Source organism: Calidithermus chliarophilus DSM 9957, assembly GCF_000430045.1.
Taxonomy (GTDB): Bacteria; Deinococcota; Deinococci; order Deinococcales; family Thermaceae; genus Calidithermus; species Calidithermus chliarophilus.
Genome location: NZ_KE387023.1, coordinates 1,042,940 through 1,055,742 on the forward strand (window position 1 = coordinate 1,042,940; position 12,803 = coordinate 1,055,742).

Below are 12,803 nucleotides of genomic sequence, written 5' to 3' on the forward strand. Positions count from 1 at the left end.
CGGCGCCGGGCGTCGGCCCGGCGGGTGGGCGCGGGCGGGGCCTCGACGGGCTCTCGCGGGACCTCACGGAGGTACTGCTCCCGCTCGGCGGGGTCTAAGAGCTCGAGGCAGGCCTCCCGGTAGAGGGGGTGGGGGAAGTCCGCCCCCTCGAGCAGGCCGACGGCCTCGAGGCCCTGCCGGGCGAGCCGCAGCGCCTGGGGCGACAGCCCGGCCACCTGGGCCCACACGGCCTCGTCCGGGCCCTCCCCCAAGCAGGCGCGGGCTCCGAGGGCCCGTTGCTGCAGCGGGGTGTGCAGGGCCCGGCCCACCGCCTGCCGCACCAGCTCGGGCAAGGTGGTGGGGAAGTGGCCCGCCGGGGGCTCGCGCCAGCGCCAGAACTTGCCGTTGTGCCAGAGGTAGCCCGCCGCCGTCAGGTGCCGCCGGTACTCCCGCAGGAGCAGCGGGTTCCCCGCGCTGCGCAGGTAGAGCCACTCGAGCGCCTCCAGCGGGAGCGCTTCGCCCGCCAGCCCCTGGAGGAAGACCCGGCTTTCGTCCCACCCCATCGGTTCGAGCCGGCGGTTGCTGAACGGCACGGGGAGGGGGCTCTCGCCGGTGACCACCAGCCCCACCCCCGGCGTGCAGACCGCCCGGCGGGCCAGGTCCAGCACGCCCGCCTGGACCTCGGGCGCGGCCCGGTGGACGCCCTCGAGCCCGACCACCACCGGGGCCAGCCCCGCCAGCCACTCCCCCAGCGCCTCGGCCCAGTCCTCCGGCGCGAAGCGCTCGCCCGCCTCGAGGTGCTCCGCCCAGTGGCGCACCCACCCGGGCAGCGACCCGGGGCGGGGGAGAGCTTTAGCGAGCGCCCCGGGCAGCGCCGCAGCCTCGACCGTGAAGCCCGGGCAGGGCACCGCCCGCCGCAGCCCCTCGAGCGCATGGCTCTTGCCCACCCCCGCCTCCCCCCACAGGCCCAGCGCCAATCCCCGCCGTCCCTGGACGACGGGCTCGAGGCAGCAGCTAAGCCCGGACGCAGAAGAGCGCATCCACCCCTCAGCGGTGGAACTCGCGCGCAAAGGTCAGGGCCAGCAGGGTCAAGAGGAAAAATATCAGGATCCAAGCATCCATAAATACGCCCTCCAAATCTGAACTTCACGCCCAGGGTAGCGCCCGGGCCGTTACAGGGACGTTACAGGGGCTAGGGGGGAGCGGGAAGCAGTAAGCCGTCAGCCATCAGCCGTCGGCGAAGAGCGAAAGGCTCGTGGCCCGTGGCCTGTGGTTCGCCCCTCCCCGTCCCTCCCCGCGCGCGGGGAGGGTTTATCCCCCCCGGCCCCCCTTGCTAAGGGGGGAACAAGGCGTTTTGCGTCTTGCGTCTTGCGTCTTGCGTTTAGCGTCTTGCGTTTGGCTATCGGCTATCGGCTATCGGCTATCGGCTATCGGCTATCGACCATCAGCCATCCACCAACCTCCCATCCCTCAACCGCAAGACACAATCCGCCCGCCGGGCGAGCTCGAGGTCGTGCGTCACCAGGATGACGGTGCGGCCCTTGCGGGCCTGCGAGGTGATGAGCTCCATCACCCGCTCGCCCGAGGCGCTGTCGAGGTTGCCGGTGGGCTCGTCGGCGAAGAGGATGGGCGGGTCGAGGGCCAGCGAGCGGGCGATGGCGACGCGCTGCTGTTCGCCGCCCGAGAGGCGGTTGGGGAGGTGCTTGACCCGCTTCTCCAGGCCTACCTGCGCCAGCAGGGCGGCGGCGCGCTCCTGGCGCTCCTTGAGGCGGTGCCCGGCGAGCATCATGGGGAAGGCGACGTTCTCGAGCGCGGTGAGGGTGGGGATGAGGTTCCACTGCTGGAACACGAAGCCCATCAGCCGCAGGCGCAGCTCGGCGCGGCGGCCCTCGTCGAGCTTGGAGAGGACCACAGCCTTTTCCCCGTCCTGCACGCGCACTTCGCCCTCGGTGGGGGTGTCGAAGCCGGCCAGCAGGTTGAGCAGGGTGGTCTTGCCTGAGCCGGAGGGGCCCACCACGGCGGTGATGCCGGGCTGGAAGCGGTGGCTGAAGCGGTCCACGGCGACGACGTCGATCTCGCCCTGGTGGAAGCGTTTGGTGAGGTGGATGGCCTCGAGCACGTCGTCCTCCCTTCAGACCCGCCCCAGCGCCTCGACCACCGGGATGCGGCTGGCGGTGCGGGCGGGCAGTACGCCGGCCAGCAGGCCCAGCACCAGCGCCACCAGCAGCGCGAAGAAGGCCAGGCGCGGCGTCACCGAGGAGAGCGCGAGCCCCACCTCCCGCACGGTGTACCAGTTGACCGCGAAGGAGGCCACCTGGCCCAGCAGCAGCCCCAGCAGCCCGCCCACCAGCCCCAGCAAGAGGGCCTCGAGCAGCACCAGCCCGAAGATGAAGCGCCGCCGCGCCCCGATGGCCCGCATCAGTCCGAACTCGCGGATGCGCTCGTAGACCGACATCATCACCGTGTTCGCCACCAGCAGCCCGCCCACCAGCAAGGCCACCAGGCTGATGCCGAAGCGCACAAGGTCGCTGATGCGCACCGCCCGCTCCGCGAAGCGCAGCACGTCGCCGGCCGTCTGCGCGTCCACGCCGGGGATGCGGGCCTCGATGGCCGCGGCCACCTCTTCGGCGCGGCGGTCGTCGCGGATGGACAGCAGGACGGAGGTGTAGTTCTTCGTGCCCAGCACCGCGTGGATGGCCTCGATGGGCACGTAGATCACGCTGTCGGCGATGCCCCCGGCCCGCTCGAGCACCCCCACCACCTCGAGCGAGACCTCCGGCGACAGGCGCAGGGTCTTGCCCAGGCCCAGCTTGTTGCGCTCGGCGATGGTCCCGCCCACCACCGCGCCCCCCTTGCCCGGCGTCACCACGCCCTCCGCCCCCTCGAGGTTGGGGTAGAGGTCCTTGGGGCTGACCCCCTGCGGCAGCCCCTGGAACGCGAAGCTGCTCGTGGGGTCGAAGCCGCCCCGCACGAAGACCGCGCTGGGGATGACCTTGGTGACGCCCAGCTCGCCGGCGAGGGCCTCGAGCCTCTCCACCACCTCGGGCCGCAGCTCGGGGTAGCCCGCGCTGAAGGCCTCCACCCCCTCCGGCAGCACCAGCAGGGCCGGCCCCACGCTCGAGAGCTCCGCCCCCAGCGCCTTGCGCAGCCCCTCCCCGAAGGACATGAACAGCACCATGCTCGCCGTCGCCACCACGATGCCCAGCAGCGTCAGCAGGCTGCGCACGGGTCGCGCGCGCAGGTTGCGGTAGACCAGGGCCAGGACTTCCATGAGCCTGAGGATAACGGTTGGGGCAGGGGAGGGGAGGGTGGCAGGGTGCAAAGGGGGCGATGGTTGATGGCCGATAGCCGATAGCCAAACGCAAGACGCTAAACGCTAAACGCAAGACGCAAGACGCAAAACGCCTTGTTCCCCCCTTAGCAAGGGGGGCCGGGGGGGATAAACCCTCCCCGCCGCCGGGGAGGGACGGGGAGGGGTCCACCACGAGCCACAAGCTGACCGCTGACAGCTTCCCGCTTCCTATATGCTCACCCCATGCGACTCGTCGCCGTGTTTGGTTCGGCTCGTTGTGCGCCGCAGACGCCGCAGTACCTCGAGGCTTATGCCTGGGGGCGGGCGGTGGCGCGGGCGGGGTTCGGGGTGGTTACGGGGGGGTACAACGGCTCGATGGAGGCGGTCTCGCACGGGGCGAAGGAGGCTGGGGGGCTGGTGGTGGGGGTTACTGCGCCGCCGCTGTTCCCCACGCGCAAGGGGCCCAATGACCACGTGGACCTGGAGATCCCCGCGCCCACGCTGCTCACGCGCATCGAGCGGCTGCTCGACGTAGCGGTGGGGTACTTGGTGCTGCCGGGCGGGGTGGGCACGCTCACCGAGCTGATGGCGGCGTGGAACGTGGCGATGATCGCGCAGATGCACGGGCTGCCCTACCGGCCCATCGGGGTACACGCGGGCTGGATGGAGCTGCTGCGGCCCCAGCTCGAGATCGCCCCGGCCCACCTCGAGCTGCTGAGCGTGCTGGGAAGCCTGGAGGACGTGGAGACCTTCCTCAGCGGCCTGCCGCGCTGAGCCGGCGCCCCAGGCGGCGTTCGGCGGCGGCGATGGCGGCGTCCATCGCGGCGAGGGGGTTCTCGAGGGTGTTGCCGTGCCCGACGGCGAGCCTCGAGGGGTCGAGCGCGCGCAGGCTCCGGGCAGTTTGCAGCGCCAGCTCGGCGTCCCAGGTGAACCAGGCCGGGAGGGGGAAGAGGGGCCGCACCACGCCCGCCACCGCGACCCCGCCCTGGGTCTGGAAGGCGTCGCCCACGATCAGGCTGCGGTCGCGGGTATCGAGAAAGGCGAGCTGGCCGGGGGAGTGGCCGGGGGCGGCGATCACCTCGAGCGAGCCCACCCGGTCGCCGGGCTCGAGCAGCCGCGAGGGCGCGAACCCCAGGGGCACGAACTTCCCGCCGACCGGCTCCTGCCCCTCCCCGGCCTCGGGCGAGCGGTCGCCCCGCATCAGCCGGGCCTCGCGGCGGCCCACCAGGACTTCGGCCTCGGGGAGCAGGGCGTGCAGGACCTCGAGCGAGCCGGCGTGGTCGGCGTGGCCGTGGGTGAGGGCGATGCGCCGGACGGGGGCGCCCAGGGCCTGTGCCGCGGCCACGATGGCCCTGGCTTGGCCCCAGGCGGTGTCGATGAGGGTGAAGCCGTCCTGCTCCCGCACCAGGAAGGCGTTGATGGGGAAGGGGAAGGTCTGGGTGAGCTGGACCAGGTGCGGGCCGTAGGGGGTCGCTTTCATCGGGGCTCCTCTCAAGGCTAACGCTGATAGCCTTTATGGCTAACACTGTATGCCTTGAACCCCGGCCTGTCAAGACTTACACTGTTCGCGATATGCCCTACCCTGCCAAGACCAGCCCCGAGGCCATCCTGGGGGCCGCCCTGGAGCTCCTCGAGCACGGGGGCGAGGACGGCCTTTCCCTGCGCGCCCTGGCCGGGAGGCTGGGCGTCAAGGCCCCCAGCCTCTACCGCCACTACCCCGACAAGACCGCGCTCGAGGTGGCCCTGGTGGAGCACGGCAACCGCAGGCTGGGCGAAGCCTTGGTGACCGCCAGTCAGGAGCCGGGGCCGGAAGCGGCGCTGGGGGCCGCCGCGCGGGCCTACCTCGAGTTCGCCCGCACTCACCCCCGGCTCTACGACCTGATGATGGACGCCCGGCTCAGCGCGCTCGCCAGCCGCGAGTCGGGCAAGGCGGTCTGGGCCACGGTGCTGCGGCTGGTGGGCGCCCTCACCCGCGACCCCGACGACACCGCCGCCGCCGTGGCCTTGTGGTCCTTCCTGCACGGCTACGCCGGCCTCGAGCGTTCGGGCATGTTCGGCGCGAGCGGGCCCAAGGGCGGGCTCGAGGCGGGCCTGCGGGCCCTGGCGGCGGGCTTCAAAGCCCGGGCTGGGTGAGGCGGGTGCTGGGCGCGAGGGCCGCGCCCCCGTGAGCGAGCCCGTAGGCCACGAAGCCCGCCAGGGCCGCGAAGCCCACGCCGGTGCGGGCCAGGCCGGTCTGGGGGTCAAAGGACTCGCAGGCGTAGCCGTGGTCGAGGGGGGCCTGCTCGAGGGCCAGCACCGCCTCCGCCGCGCTGCGCCGCAGGCCCGAGAGCATGCGGTTGACCAGGCTGAAGCCCGAGGGGAAGGGGAAGTGGGCCGAGCCCTCCCCCACGAAGCGGGCCCGGTAGTGGTGGGGGTTTTCCTCCGACATGATCCACAAGGCGGTGGCCTGCCACACGAAGTCCTCGCGGGTCACGAAGCCCAGGTGGGGCAGCAGCATCAGGCTCCCGGCGGGCTCGTCGCCCCAAACGAAGCCCCCGCCCGGCTCGAAGGCGAACACGAAGCGCCCGCCCTGCACCGCCTGGCGGTAGAGGCTCTCGCGGATCTGGCGGGCCTCCTCGCGCAGGGCGGCGGGGTCGGGGGTGAAGGGGGCCAGCCGGTTCAGCGCCACCGACCACAGGGCGTTGCCGTAGGTCAGGTAGGGGTGGGGCACGGGGTCGTCGGTGGGGGAGAGGAAGGTGCGGTAGAGGGGCAGGCTGGGGTGGCGCTCGCGCCGCACCCGCTCGAAGACCCACTCCAGCGGCTCGCGCAGCTCGGCCAGCAGCTCGGGGTCGGGGCCGCCCTCGAGGTAGCGCGCCAGCGCCAGGGGGTAGGCCGCGGCCTGGTCGAGCTCGAAACCGGGGTAAAGGGGAGGCCCGCCGAGGTACTGCGCGTGCTCGCCGGGCCAGCGCGCGTAGCGCCGGAAGGCCGCCCGCAGCACCTGCCGCGCCCGGGGCCGGTCGGCCAGCAGCAGCGCGGGGAAGAACCACAGCAAGGCGTCGCGCGACCAGTAGGCCCCCGAGACGTAGTAGTGCGGGCTGCGCGAGGTCAGGAGCACGGGCTCGCCCTCGAGGCTGTCGGCCTGGGCGTAGAAGTAGGCCAGCAGCAGGTGCCGCCGGTAGCTGTGCTCCAGCGGCCCCGCGTAGCCGCCGGTGAGGGCGAAGATCTTGCGCCGGGTGGCCTCGAGCAGCCCCTCCCAGCCCACCCGCCGCAGGTGCAGCGCGGTGGTGCGGGCCCCGTCGGCCTCGGGGGCCACCCCCACGTAGAGCGTGACCGGCCCGGCGCTCCACTCCATCGCGAACTGCTCCCCCCACTCGAGCTGGCTGGGCTCGCGGTCGGCCTGGAGCCCCAGCGCCAGCAGGGTGCGCTCGGTGCGGGCCTCGAGCACGTGGCTGTGGGTCCAGGGGTCGTGGGTGGCGCGGAAGAAGGCGTCTACCGTCTCCTCGCGGAAGCGGCGCAGCCCCAGGTGGCCGGTGCGCCCGATGAGCCGCAGGGGGCCGGGCTCTTTGGGCTCGAGCCGCAGCGCGAAGCCGCGCTCGCCCCAGGGGGCCAGCAGCGTCACGGTGCAGGCCGGGCTCTCCCAAACCGGGATCCAGTCGTCGAGCAGGCGGCCCTCCCAGCCCTGCCCCTGCACCTCCAAAAGCGGCTCGCCCACCAGGTCGAGCAGGCCGTTGAGGCCCAGCGAGGCCACCCCCAGCCGCAGCAGGCGCGGGACTTCGGGGTGGGCCTCGAGGTGGAGCTCGAGGTTGCCGGTGGGCCGGTGGGCGGGGGGGTCCTCGAGCACGGGAGCGGGAGTCATGAGTTCGGCCATAGGGCACTCATCCGATCCTGAGCAGCCGCATCGCGTTCCCCGCGAAGATCAGGCGCTGGTGCGCCTCGGGGATGCCCACCTCCGCCGCCGCGCGGTACTGCTCCTCGAAGTACTTCAGCACCCAGCCCCGCGGGAACCAGGAGGCGTCGGTGCCGAAGAGGATGCGCTCGGGGCCGAAGAGCTCGTAGAAGCGGCGGAAGAGGTCCTTGAGCGTGGGCTCGGGCCACACGTAGCGCCGCCACTCGTTGTTGCCCGAGGTGTCTACGTAGACGTTGTCGCAGGCCCACATGAGCTGGAGCAGGTCGTTGAGGTAGCCGCAGCCGAAGTGCGGCACGATGAAGGGCACGGCGGGGTAGCCCTTGGCCACCTCGTGCAGCCGCATGGGGCTGATGTTGACCCCGTCGGCGATCCCGCCGCCCCCGCCCAGCGGCCCGAAGTGGATGAGCACCGGGACCTGCAACTCCTCGCAGACCCGCCACACGGGCTCGAGGGCGGGGTCGTCGAGGGGCCGCAGCAGCGCGGGCCCGAAGAGCTTGAGCCCCTTCAGGCCCAGCTCCTCCACGCCCCGGCGCAGCTCGGCCGCGGCCTCCGGCCGGAAGGGGTCGGCCTCGAAGGCGAAGCCGTGGAGCTTGGGGTAGGGCCTCAGGGTTTCGGCCAGGCGCTCGTTGCCGCCGCCGGTGAGGAACACCAGCCCCAGCAGCCCGTAGCGCTCCACCTCCTCCGCGTAGCGCCGCGCGCACTCCGCCGGGCCGGGCTGGGGCGAGTCCGGGAGCGGGAAGCCGTAGGCCCTCCACCAGCCCTCCTGCGCCTTGGCGTTGCGCTCGTTCCACAGCGCCAGCTTCTCGGCCCCGTAACGCTGTGCCAGGCGCGTTCCCCACGCCCCCCACAGGTCCTCGCCCGAGTAGGGCAGGTGCAGGTGCATGTCGAAGACGGGCAGGGGCAGCTTCACGCGCGCTTCTGCCCCTCGAAGAAGCGCCAGATGTAGTACGCCAGCACGATCAGCCCCACGAAAAAGGCGATGGTGATGAAGCCCCGGATGATCTGCCCCAGGTAAGCACCCACCAGGAGCCCCAGCGCGAACCACAGCACGGGCGTGGGGAAGCGGTTGAGGTTCATGGAGCTATTGTGACAGAGGGATTCGGCGGGCGGGAAGGGTCGAGGGGAGAAGGGCGATAGCCGAAAGCTCGAGGCGTGTGGCTCGTAGGGGAGTCGGGGAGCTGTCAGCCGTCAGCCAAAGGCGGAAGGCCCGTGGCTTGTGGCTACCCCTCCCCGTCCCTCCCCGCGTGCGGGGAGGGCTTATCCCCCCCAGCCCCCCTTGTTAAGGGGGGAAAGAAAGGGCGTTTAGCATCTTGCGTTTTGCGTACGACGTAGGACGTACGACCCGCGTTAGGCATTGGGCGTTCGGCTATCGGCTATGGGCTATCAGCTATCAGCTATCAGCTATCAGCTATCAGCATTCCACACCCGGCGTTCTGCGGTAACCTAAACCGCATGAACCTCATCACCGGCGTCCACCACGTAGGCTTTAGCGTGCCCGACCTCGAGGAAGCCCTGAAGTTCTTCACCGAGGTCCTGGGCTTCGAGCTCGTCAGCCAGAACGCGCTGCCCACCCCCGACGACCCCATCACCGAGCAGTTCGACGTGGAACCCGACGAGTCCATCCGCTTCGCCTTCCTCAAAGCGGGCGACGACACCATCGAACTCATCGAGTGGTCCTCGCCGCGCCAGCACCAGCAGATGCCGCGCAACCCCGACTGGGGCGGGCGGCACCTGGCGCTCAAAACCAACGGCCTCGAGGAAACCCTCGCCAAACTCCGCACCGTCCCCGGCGTTCGCGTCATGAAACCCCGCGGCGAACGCTTCGTCTACGTGCAAACGCCTTTCGGGATGTACCTCCAGCTCATGGCGCCCAACGCCTGAAGGGGTCTAAGCCGGCAGCCCTCAGCTCTCAGCCGTCAGCCCTCAGCTCGTGGCCCGTAGTTTGTCGAGGGCTGAGGCGTCTCGCGTCTTGCGTCTTGCGTTTTGCGTTTGGCTTTTTACGTACGACGTAAGACGTACGACCCGCGCTTAGCGCTCGGCTATCGGCTATCAGCTATCGGCTATCGACCACCGCCATTCACCGATACCTCGCCGTATCCCGCAAGTGCCCCTCGAACGTGGTATTGAGGAACAGCCGCCCCTGGGCGTGGAGGAAGTAGAGGTACCTCTGGCCCCGTTCGTCGGTGCGCTTGGCGTTGAGCACGGCCTCGAGCGCGTCGCTGCCGGGGTTGCCGATGGCGGTGGGGGGGAGGGAGCGGCGGATGTAGCTGTTGTACGGGGTGTCCTTGACGAAGTCGCCCGCGCCGCGGTCGAGCTCGGGCAGGCGCTTGCCCAGGCCGTAGGCCACGGTGGGGTCGGCCTGCAGGGGCATGCCGGCGTCGAGGCGGTTGAGGAAGACCCCGGCGATGACCGGTTTTTCCTGGGCGTTGGCCGCTTCGGCCTGCACGACGGAGGCCAGCGTCACCCAGTCGTGGACGGAGAGGCCGAGCGCCCGGAGCTTCTCGAGCCGCTCGAGGGTGAACTCCTGGGCCATGCGCCGGGTCATGGCCTGCACGATCTCCTCGGCGGTGGCGTCGAGGCCGAAGGTGTAGGTCGCGGGGAAGAGGAAGCCCTCGAGGGTGGGCCCCTCGGCCTCGGGGGGGCGCAGGCCGGCGGGGGGGTTCTGGACGAGCTCGAGGAAGGCCGGGCCGTCGAGGTGGTTCTCGGCCAGGCGTTCGGCCATGTCCACCGCGCGCCAGCCCTCGGGGAAGGTGACGGTGACGGTGAGGGGGCGCGACTTGTCGGTGAGGGCCAGCGCGACCGCGCGCAGCCCGCGGCCCTCGAGGCGGTAGAAGCCGGGCTTGAGGTCCTTGTCGCGGCCCGAGAAGCGCAGGTACAGCGAGAACACCCCGGCCGAGCGGATCAGGCCGGCGCGCTCGAGGATCTCCCCCACGGCGCTCGCCCCGCTGCCCTTGGGGATGCGCACCTGGGCGCTTTTCCCGGTGGGGCCGAAGAGGTAGAGGATGTAGCCCAGCAGCCCTGCCAGCAGCACGAAGGTCATCAGCACCAGCCGCAGCAGCCAGGGGGTGCTGCGCGGGCGCGGCTCGGGCAGGGCCAGGCTCTCGGGCTCGGCGGGTTGGGGGTTGGGCCGGTCTTCACTCATGAATACGAACCTGAGAGGTAGGACTCGAGCAGGGCGACGGCGGCGGCCTCGTCGAGCTTGCCCTTCTCCTGGCGCACGCGCTTGGGGGCGCTCATCAGCCGGTTCTGGCCCAGCTTGGTGGTGAAGCGCTCGTCCAGGAGCTCGACCGTGAAGCCGGCCTGGCGCATGGCCTCCACCAGGCCCATCACCCGCTCGGCCTGGGCGCTGGGCCGGCCGTCGGTGCGCAGCGGCAGGCCCACCACGAAGCGCTCGAGGGCCTCGCGCCGGGCGAACTGGCGCAGGGCCTCGAGGTCGGCCTCCAGGCCCTTGCGCACCAGGTAGCCGCGCCCGAAGGCCCAGCTCGAGCCGGTTTCCCCCACCGCGAGGCCGATGCGGGCCTCCCCTACGTCCAGTGCAGCCACCTTCACGCGCCCAATTAAGGCATCCCGGCCCGCACGCTTCATGAGAGGGTGGGCCGGCCCGGGCCCGAAAAGCCGTCTGGGACACGTCGCGAGACCCAAAGGGTGCGAAGGCCGCACGGGGGCACGGGCGGGCGGTTGTGAGAAATGCCCACCGTGGGGCGAGAAGGCTGGTATAGGCTCTAGGGAAGTAGCTGCACACATTCTCGGGAGGACATAGAGGCATGGTGATCAGCGGCAACCTCAGAGAAAGCCCATTCCAGACCCTAGTAGGGCATTTTCAGGACAAGACCGGCGTGCTCGAGCTGTGGAACATGCCCGACCTCAAGGACTGCAAGCTGTGGGTCAAGCGCGGCCACCTGCGCTGCATCGAGATCGGCAAGGACTACATCGCCGACCCCCTCAAGGCCCGCGACATCCTCCTGGGGATCATCGCCGCGCGCGAGGGGGCCTTCGAGCTGACCTACACCGACTTCAAGACCCCCTGCGACCCCGCGTTGCACTGGCCGCTCGAGCGGGTGATCACCTCGCTGAGCCTCATCGAGGAGGACATCACCCTCCGCACCATCGAGATGCCCGCCCCCGACGTGAGCTACGTCATCTGCGGCGACGAGGAGCTTTTAGACCTCAAGAACTCCTTCTTCTGGAAGCGGGCCAAGTCCATGCTCCAGCACGGCGCCACCGCCGAGCAGATCGCCAAGCAACTGGGCATCTCCCTCAAGCTCGCCTGTTACTACCTGGCGCGGCTGGAGTGGCTGGGGGTGGTTAAGCCGGCGGCGGATTTGTTGGAGATTGAGTTTTAGGTCGATGGTCGATAGTCGATAGCAGGACGCCGGGCGCGGGTCGTGCGTCGTACGCAAGACGCAATACGCCAAACGCAAAACGCAAGACGCTAAACGCCCTTTCTTTACCCCCCTTAACAAGGGGGGCAGGGGGGGATACCCCCTCCCCGCACGCGGGGAGGGCCGGGGAGGGGTTCCCACACGCCACTAGCCACAAGCCACGTGCCATAAGCCTTTCGCTGACGGCTGACCGCTGACGGCTGAAAGCTTACCGCTTACCGCTTCCCTCCCCCTCCTCCATCCTCCGCAACCGCTCCATGCGCTCGGGTGTTGCGGGGTGGGTGGAGAGGAGGTCGGGGAGGGAGGTGTCGTGGGCTTGGGTGAGGCGGTGGAGGACGTTTTGTAGGGGTTTGGTGGTGCCGTAGTGGCGCAGCAGGTAGGTCCCGGCGGTGCGGTCGGCCTCGAGCTCGAAGTCGCGGGAGTAGCCGTTGTTGACGAGCACCGCGGGCAGCGAGGCGCCCAGCGAGGTCACCGAGGTCACGTCGCCCACCAGGATCGAGATCATCAGGAACACGCCCAGGCCCTGGTAGAGCTGGCGGAGGCTGTGGCGGTGAATTACGTGGCCCACTTCGTGGGCCATCACGCCCACGAGCTCGCGGTCGTCCTGGGCCAGGTGCACCAGGTCGTCGGTGAAGACGATGACGCCCGAGGGCAGGGCGAAGGCGTTGGGGCCCAGTTTGGGGGAGCTACGGAACTCGAGCCGGTAGCTGTACCCCCCGCCGACGTCGCGGGCGACGCGGGCGAAGGCGGCCTCGAGCTCGCGCCGGCGGGCGGGGGGGAGCTTGGAGGGCTCGAGGAACCGCTCGTCGAGGACCTTGAGGGCTTGCTGGCTGATGGGCTCGGTCACGGCGACCGGGGTGGCGAAGGCGGCCTGGGCGGCCAGGAAGGGCAGGCCCCAGCGCACGAAGGCCCAGCTAAAGAGCACCAGGCCCACCATGCAGGCCACCACCAGCTTCCAATGCGCCTCGAGGCGGTGCACCCAGGTCAGGCCCCGGTTGAGGCCGAGCCGGGCCTCCAGCCGCTCCACCGCCTGGCGGTCGTCGGTCTCGAGGCGGCCCTCCTCGGGCAGCCGGATCACCCGCCGGGCCTGCCCCAGCGGGGGGTTGACGCGGCAGTGCTCGATGAGGGGCTCCAGGCTCACCCCCTCCCCCGCCACCCGCAGGCGGCGGCCGTCGAAGCGCACCCGCACGGGGTGGGCCCGCGAGCTCCTGCCGTCGAAGTAGAAAGCCCCGAACTCGAGGTCGCTCATCGGCTCCATCCTGCC

At 70.8% G+C, this 12,803-nt stretch carries 14 protein-coding genes; 4 read left to right on the forward strand and 10 right to left on the reverse strand.

What is annotated here, in order from left to right:
* The 3 genes from MEICH_RS29180 to MEICH_RS0105005 form a co-directional block, all read right to left on the reverse strand.
* Positions 1–1,019 (reverse strand): ATP-binding protein (locus tag MEICH_RS29180; RefSeq protein ID WP_218916387.1); only part of this gene is annotated, 1,019 nt, incomplete at its 3' end.
* 404 nt (positions 1,020–1,423) lie between these two features.
* Complete coding sequence (locus MEICH_RS0105000; RefSeq protein WP_027891697.1) at positions 1,424–2,098, reverse strand: ABC transporter ATP-binding protein; 675 nt, start codon at positions 2,096–2,098, stop codon at positions 1,424–1,426.
* A gap of 12 nt (positions 2,099–2,110) precedes the next feature.
* Positions 2,111–3,250: an ABC transporter permease gene (locus MEICH_RS0105005; RefSeq protein WP_027891698.1), complete on the reverse strand. Its 1,140-nt coding sequence runs from the start codon at positions 3,248–3,250 to the stop codon at positions 2,111–2,113.
* Between the two features lie 264 nt (positions 3,251–3,514).
* Between MEICH_RS0105005 and MEICH_RS0105010 the strand changes: the two genes are divergently transcribed.
* A complete protein-coding gene (locus MEICH_RS0105010; protein ID WP_027891699.1) occupies positions 3,515–4,045 on the forward strand; it encodes an LOG family protein in 531 nt (176 codons plus the stop codon).
* On the opposite strand, the gene MEICH_RS0105015 is transcribed toward MEICH_RS0105010, so the two are convergent.
* Positions 4,026–4,751: an MBL fold metallo-hydrolase gene (locus tag MEICH_RS0105015; protein ID WP_027891700.1), complete on the reverse strand. Its 726-nt coding sequence runs from the start codon at positions 4,749–4,751 to the stop codon at positions 4,026–4,028. The two genes, MEICH_RS0105010 and MEICH_RS0105015, sit on opposite strands and share 20 nt — an antisense overlap.
* Positions 4,752–4,843: 92 nt before the next feature.
* Between MEICH_RS0105015 and MEICH_RS0105020 the strand changes: the two genes are divergently transcribed.
* A complete protein-coding gene (locus MEICH_RS0105020) occupies positions 4,844–5,404 on the forward strand; it encodes a TetR/AcrR family transcriptional regulator (protein WP_036218331.1) in 561 nt (186 codons plus the stop codon).
* On the opposite strand, the gene MEICH_RS0105025 is transcribed toward MEICH_RS0105020, so the two are convergent.
* From MEICH_RS0105025 to MEICH_RS28435, 3 genes are read right to left on the reverse strand one after another with little or no spacing between them, the layout of a single operon-like run.
* Positions 5,385–7,118 (reverse strand): glycoside hydrolase family 125 protein, encoded by a 1,734-nt coding sequence (locus MEICH_RS0105025; RefSeq protein ID WP_027891702.1) that lies wholly within the window; start codon positions 7,116–7,118, stop codon positions 5,385–5,387. The genes MEICH_RS0105020 and MEICH_RS0105025 overlap by 20 nt on opposite strands.
* A gap of 7 nt (positions 7,119–7,125) precedes the next feature.
* A complete protein-coding gene (locus MEICH_RS0105030; RefSeq protein ID WP_036218333.1) occupies positions 7,126–8,067 on the reverse strand; it encodes an amidohydrolase family protein in 942 nt (313 codons plus the stop codon).
* Complete coding sequence (locus tag MEICH_RS28435) at positions 8,064–8,234, reverse strand: hypothetical protein (protein WP_157202620.1); 171 nt, start codon at positions 8,232–8,234, stop codon at positions 8,064–8,066. The genes MEICH_RS0105030 and MEICH_RS28435 overlap by 4 nt, the downstream gene beginning before the upstream one ends.
* A 375-nt stretch (positions 8,235–8,609) precedes the next feature.
* Here MEICH_RS28435 and MEICH_RS23685 point away from each other — a divergent pair, with 375 nt between their 5' ends.
* The gene (locus MEICH_RS23685; protein WP_051303918.1) at positions 8,610–9,038 is read left to right on the forward strand and encodes a VOC family protein; all 429 of its coding nucleotides are present in this window, start codon (positions 8,610–8,612) and stop codon (positions 9,036–9,038) included.
* A gap of 196 nt (positions 9,039–9,234) precedes the next feature.
* On the opposite strand, the gene mltG is transcribed toward MEICH_RS23685, so the two are convergent.
* Positions 9,235–10,299: an endolytic transglycosylase MltG gene (mltG, locus tag MEICH_RS0105040; RefSeq protein ID WP_084542181.1), complete on the reverse strand. Its 1,065-nt coding sequence runs from the start codon at positions 10,297–10,299 to the stop codon at positions 9,235–9,237.
* Positions 10,296–10,706: a Holliday junction resolvase RuvX gene (ruvX, locus tag MEICH_RS0105045; protein ID WP_027891705.1), complete on the reverse strand. Its 411-nt coding sequence runs from the start codon at positions 10,704–10,706 to the stop codon at positions 10,296–10,298. The genes mltG and ruvX overlap by 4 nt, the downstream gene beginning before the upstream one ends.
* A 215-nt stretch (positions 10,707–10,921) precedes the next feature.
* Between ruvX and MEICH_RS0105050 the strand changes: the two genes are divergently transcribed.
* Positions 10,922–11,500, forward strand: a complete 579-nt coding sequence (locus tag MEICH_RS0105050; RefSeq protein ID WP_027891706.1) for a hypothetical protein — start codon at positions 10,922–10,924, stop codon at positions 11,498–11,500.
* A gap of 247 nt (positions 11,501–11,747) precedes the next feature.
* Here the strand turns inward: MEICH_RS0105050 and MEICH_RS0105055 are convergent, their stop codons facing one another.
* On the reverse strand, positions 11,748–12,788 hold the full coding sequence (locus tag MEICH_RS0105055; RefSeq protein ID WP_027891707.1) for a M48 family metallopeptidase: 1,041 nt from the start codon (positions 12,786–12,788) through the stop codon (positions 11,748–11,750).
* Between the last annotated feature and the right edge of the window lie 15 nt (positions 12,789–12,803).

What these genes read in the sequence shown, in the direction of transcription:
- MEICH_RS0105005 (WP_027891698.1), bottom strand. Translation starts at nt 3,250, where the DNA reads ATGGAAGTCCTGGCCCTGGTCTACCGCAACCTGCGCGCGCGACCCGTG.
- MEICH_RS0105010 (WP_027891699.1), top strand. Translation starts at nt 3,515, where the DNA reads ATGCGACTCGTCGCCGTGTTTGGTTCGGCTCGTTGTGCGCCGCAGACG.
- MEICH_RS0105015 (WP_027891700.1), bottom strand. Translation starts at nt 4,751, where the DNA reads ATGAAAGCGACCCCCTACGGCCCGCACCTGGTCCAGCTCACCCAGACC.
- MEICH_RS0105020 (WP_036218331.1), top strand. Translation starts at nt 4,844, where the DNA reads ATGCCCTACCCTGCCAAGACCAGCCCCGAGGCCATCCTGGGGGCCGCC.
- MEICH_RS0105025 (WP_027891702.1), bottom strand. Translation starts at nt 7,118, where the DNA reads ATGGCCGAACTCATGACTCCCGCTCCCGTGCTCGAGGACCCCCCCGCC.
- MEICH_RS28435 (WP_157202620.1), bottom strand. Translation starts at nt 8,234, where the DNA reads ATGAACCTCAACCGCTTCCCCACGCCCGTGCTGTGGTTCGCGCTGGGG.
- MEICH_RS23685 (WP_051303918.1), top strand. Translation starts at nt 8,610, where the DNA reads ATGAACCTCATCACCGGCGTCCACCACGTAGGCTTTAGCGTGCCCGAC.
- mltG (WP_084542181.1), bottom strand. Translation starts at nt 10,299, where the DNA reads ATGAGTGAAGACCGGCCCAACCCCCAACCCGCCGAGCCCGAGAGCCTG.
- MEICH_RS0105050 (WP_027891706.1), top strand. Translation starts at nt 10,922, where the DNA reads ATGGTGATCAGCGGCAACCTCAGAGAAAGCCCATTCCAGACCCTAGTA.
- MEICH_RS0105055 (WP_027891707.1), bottom strand. Translation starts at nt 12,788, where the DNA reads ATGAGCGACCTCGAGTTCGGGGCTTTCTACTTCGACGGCAGGAGCTCG.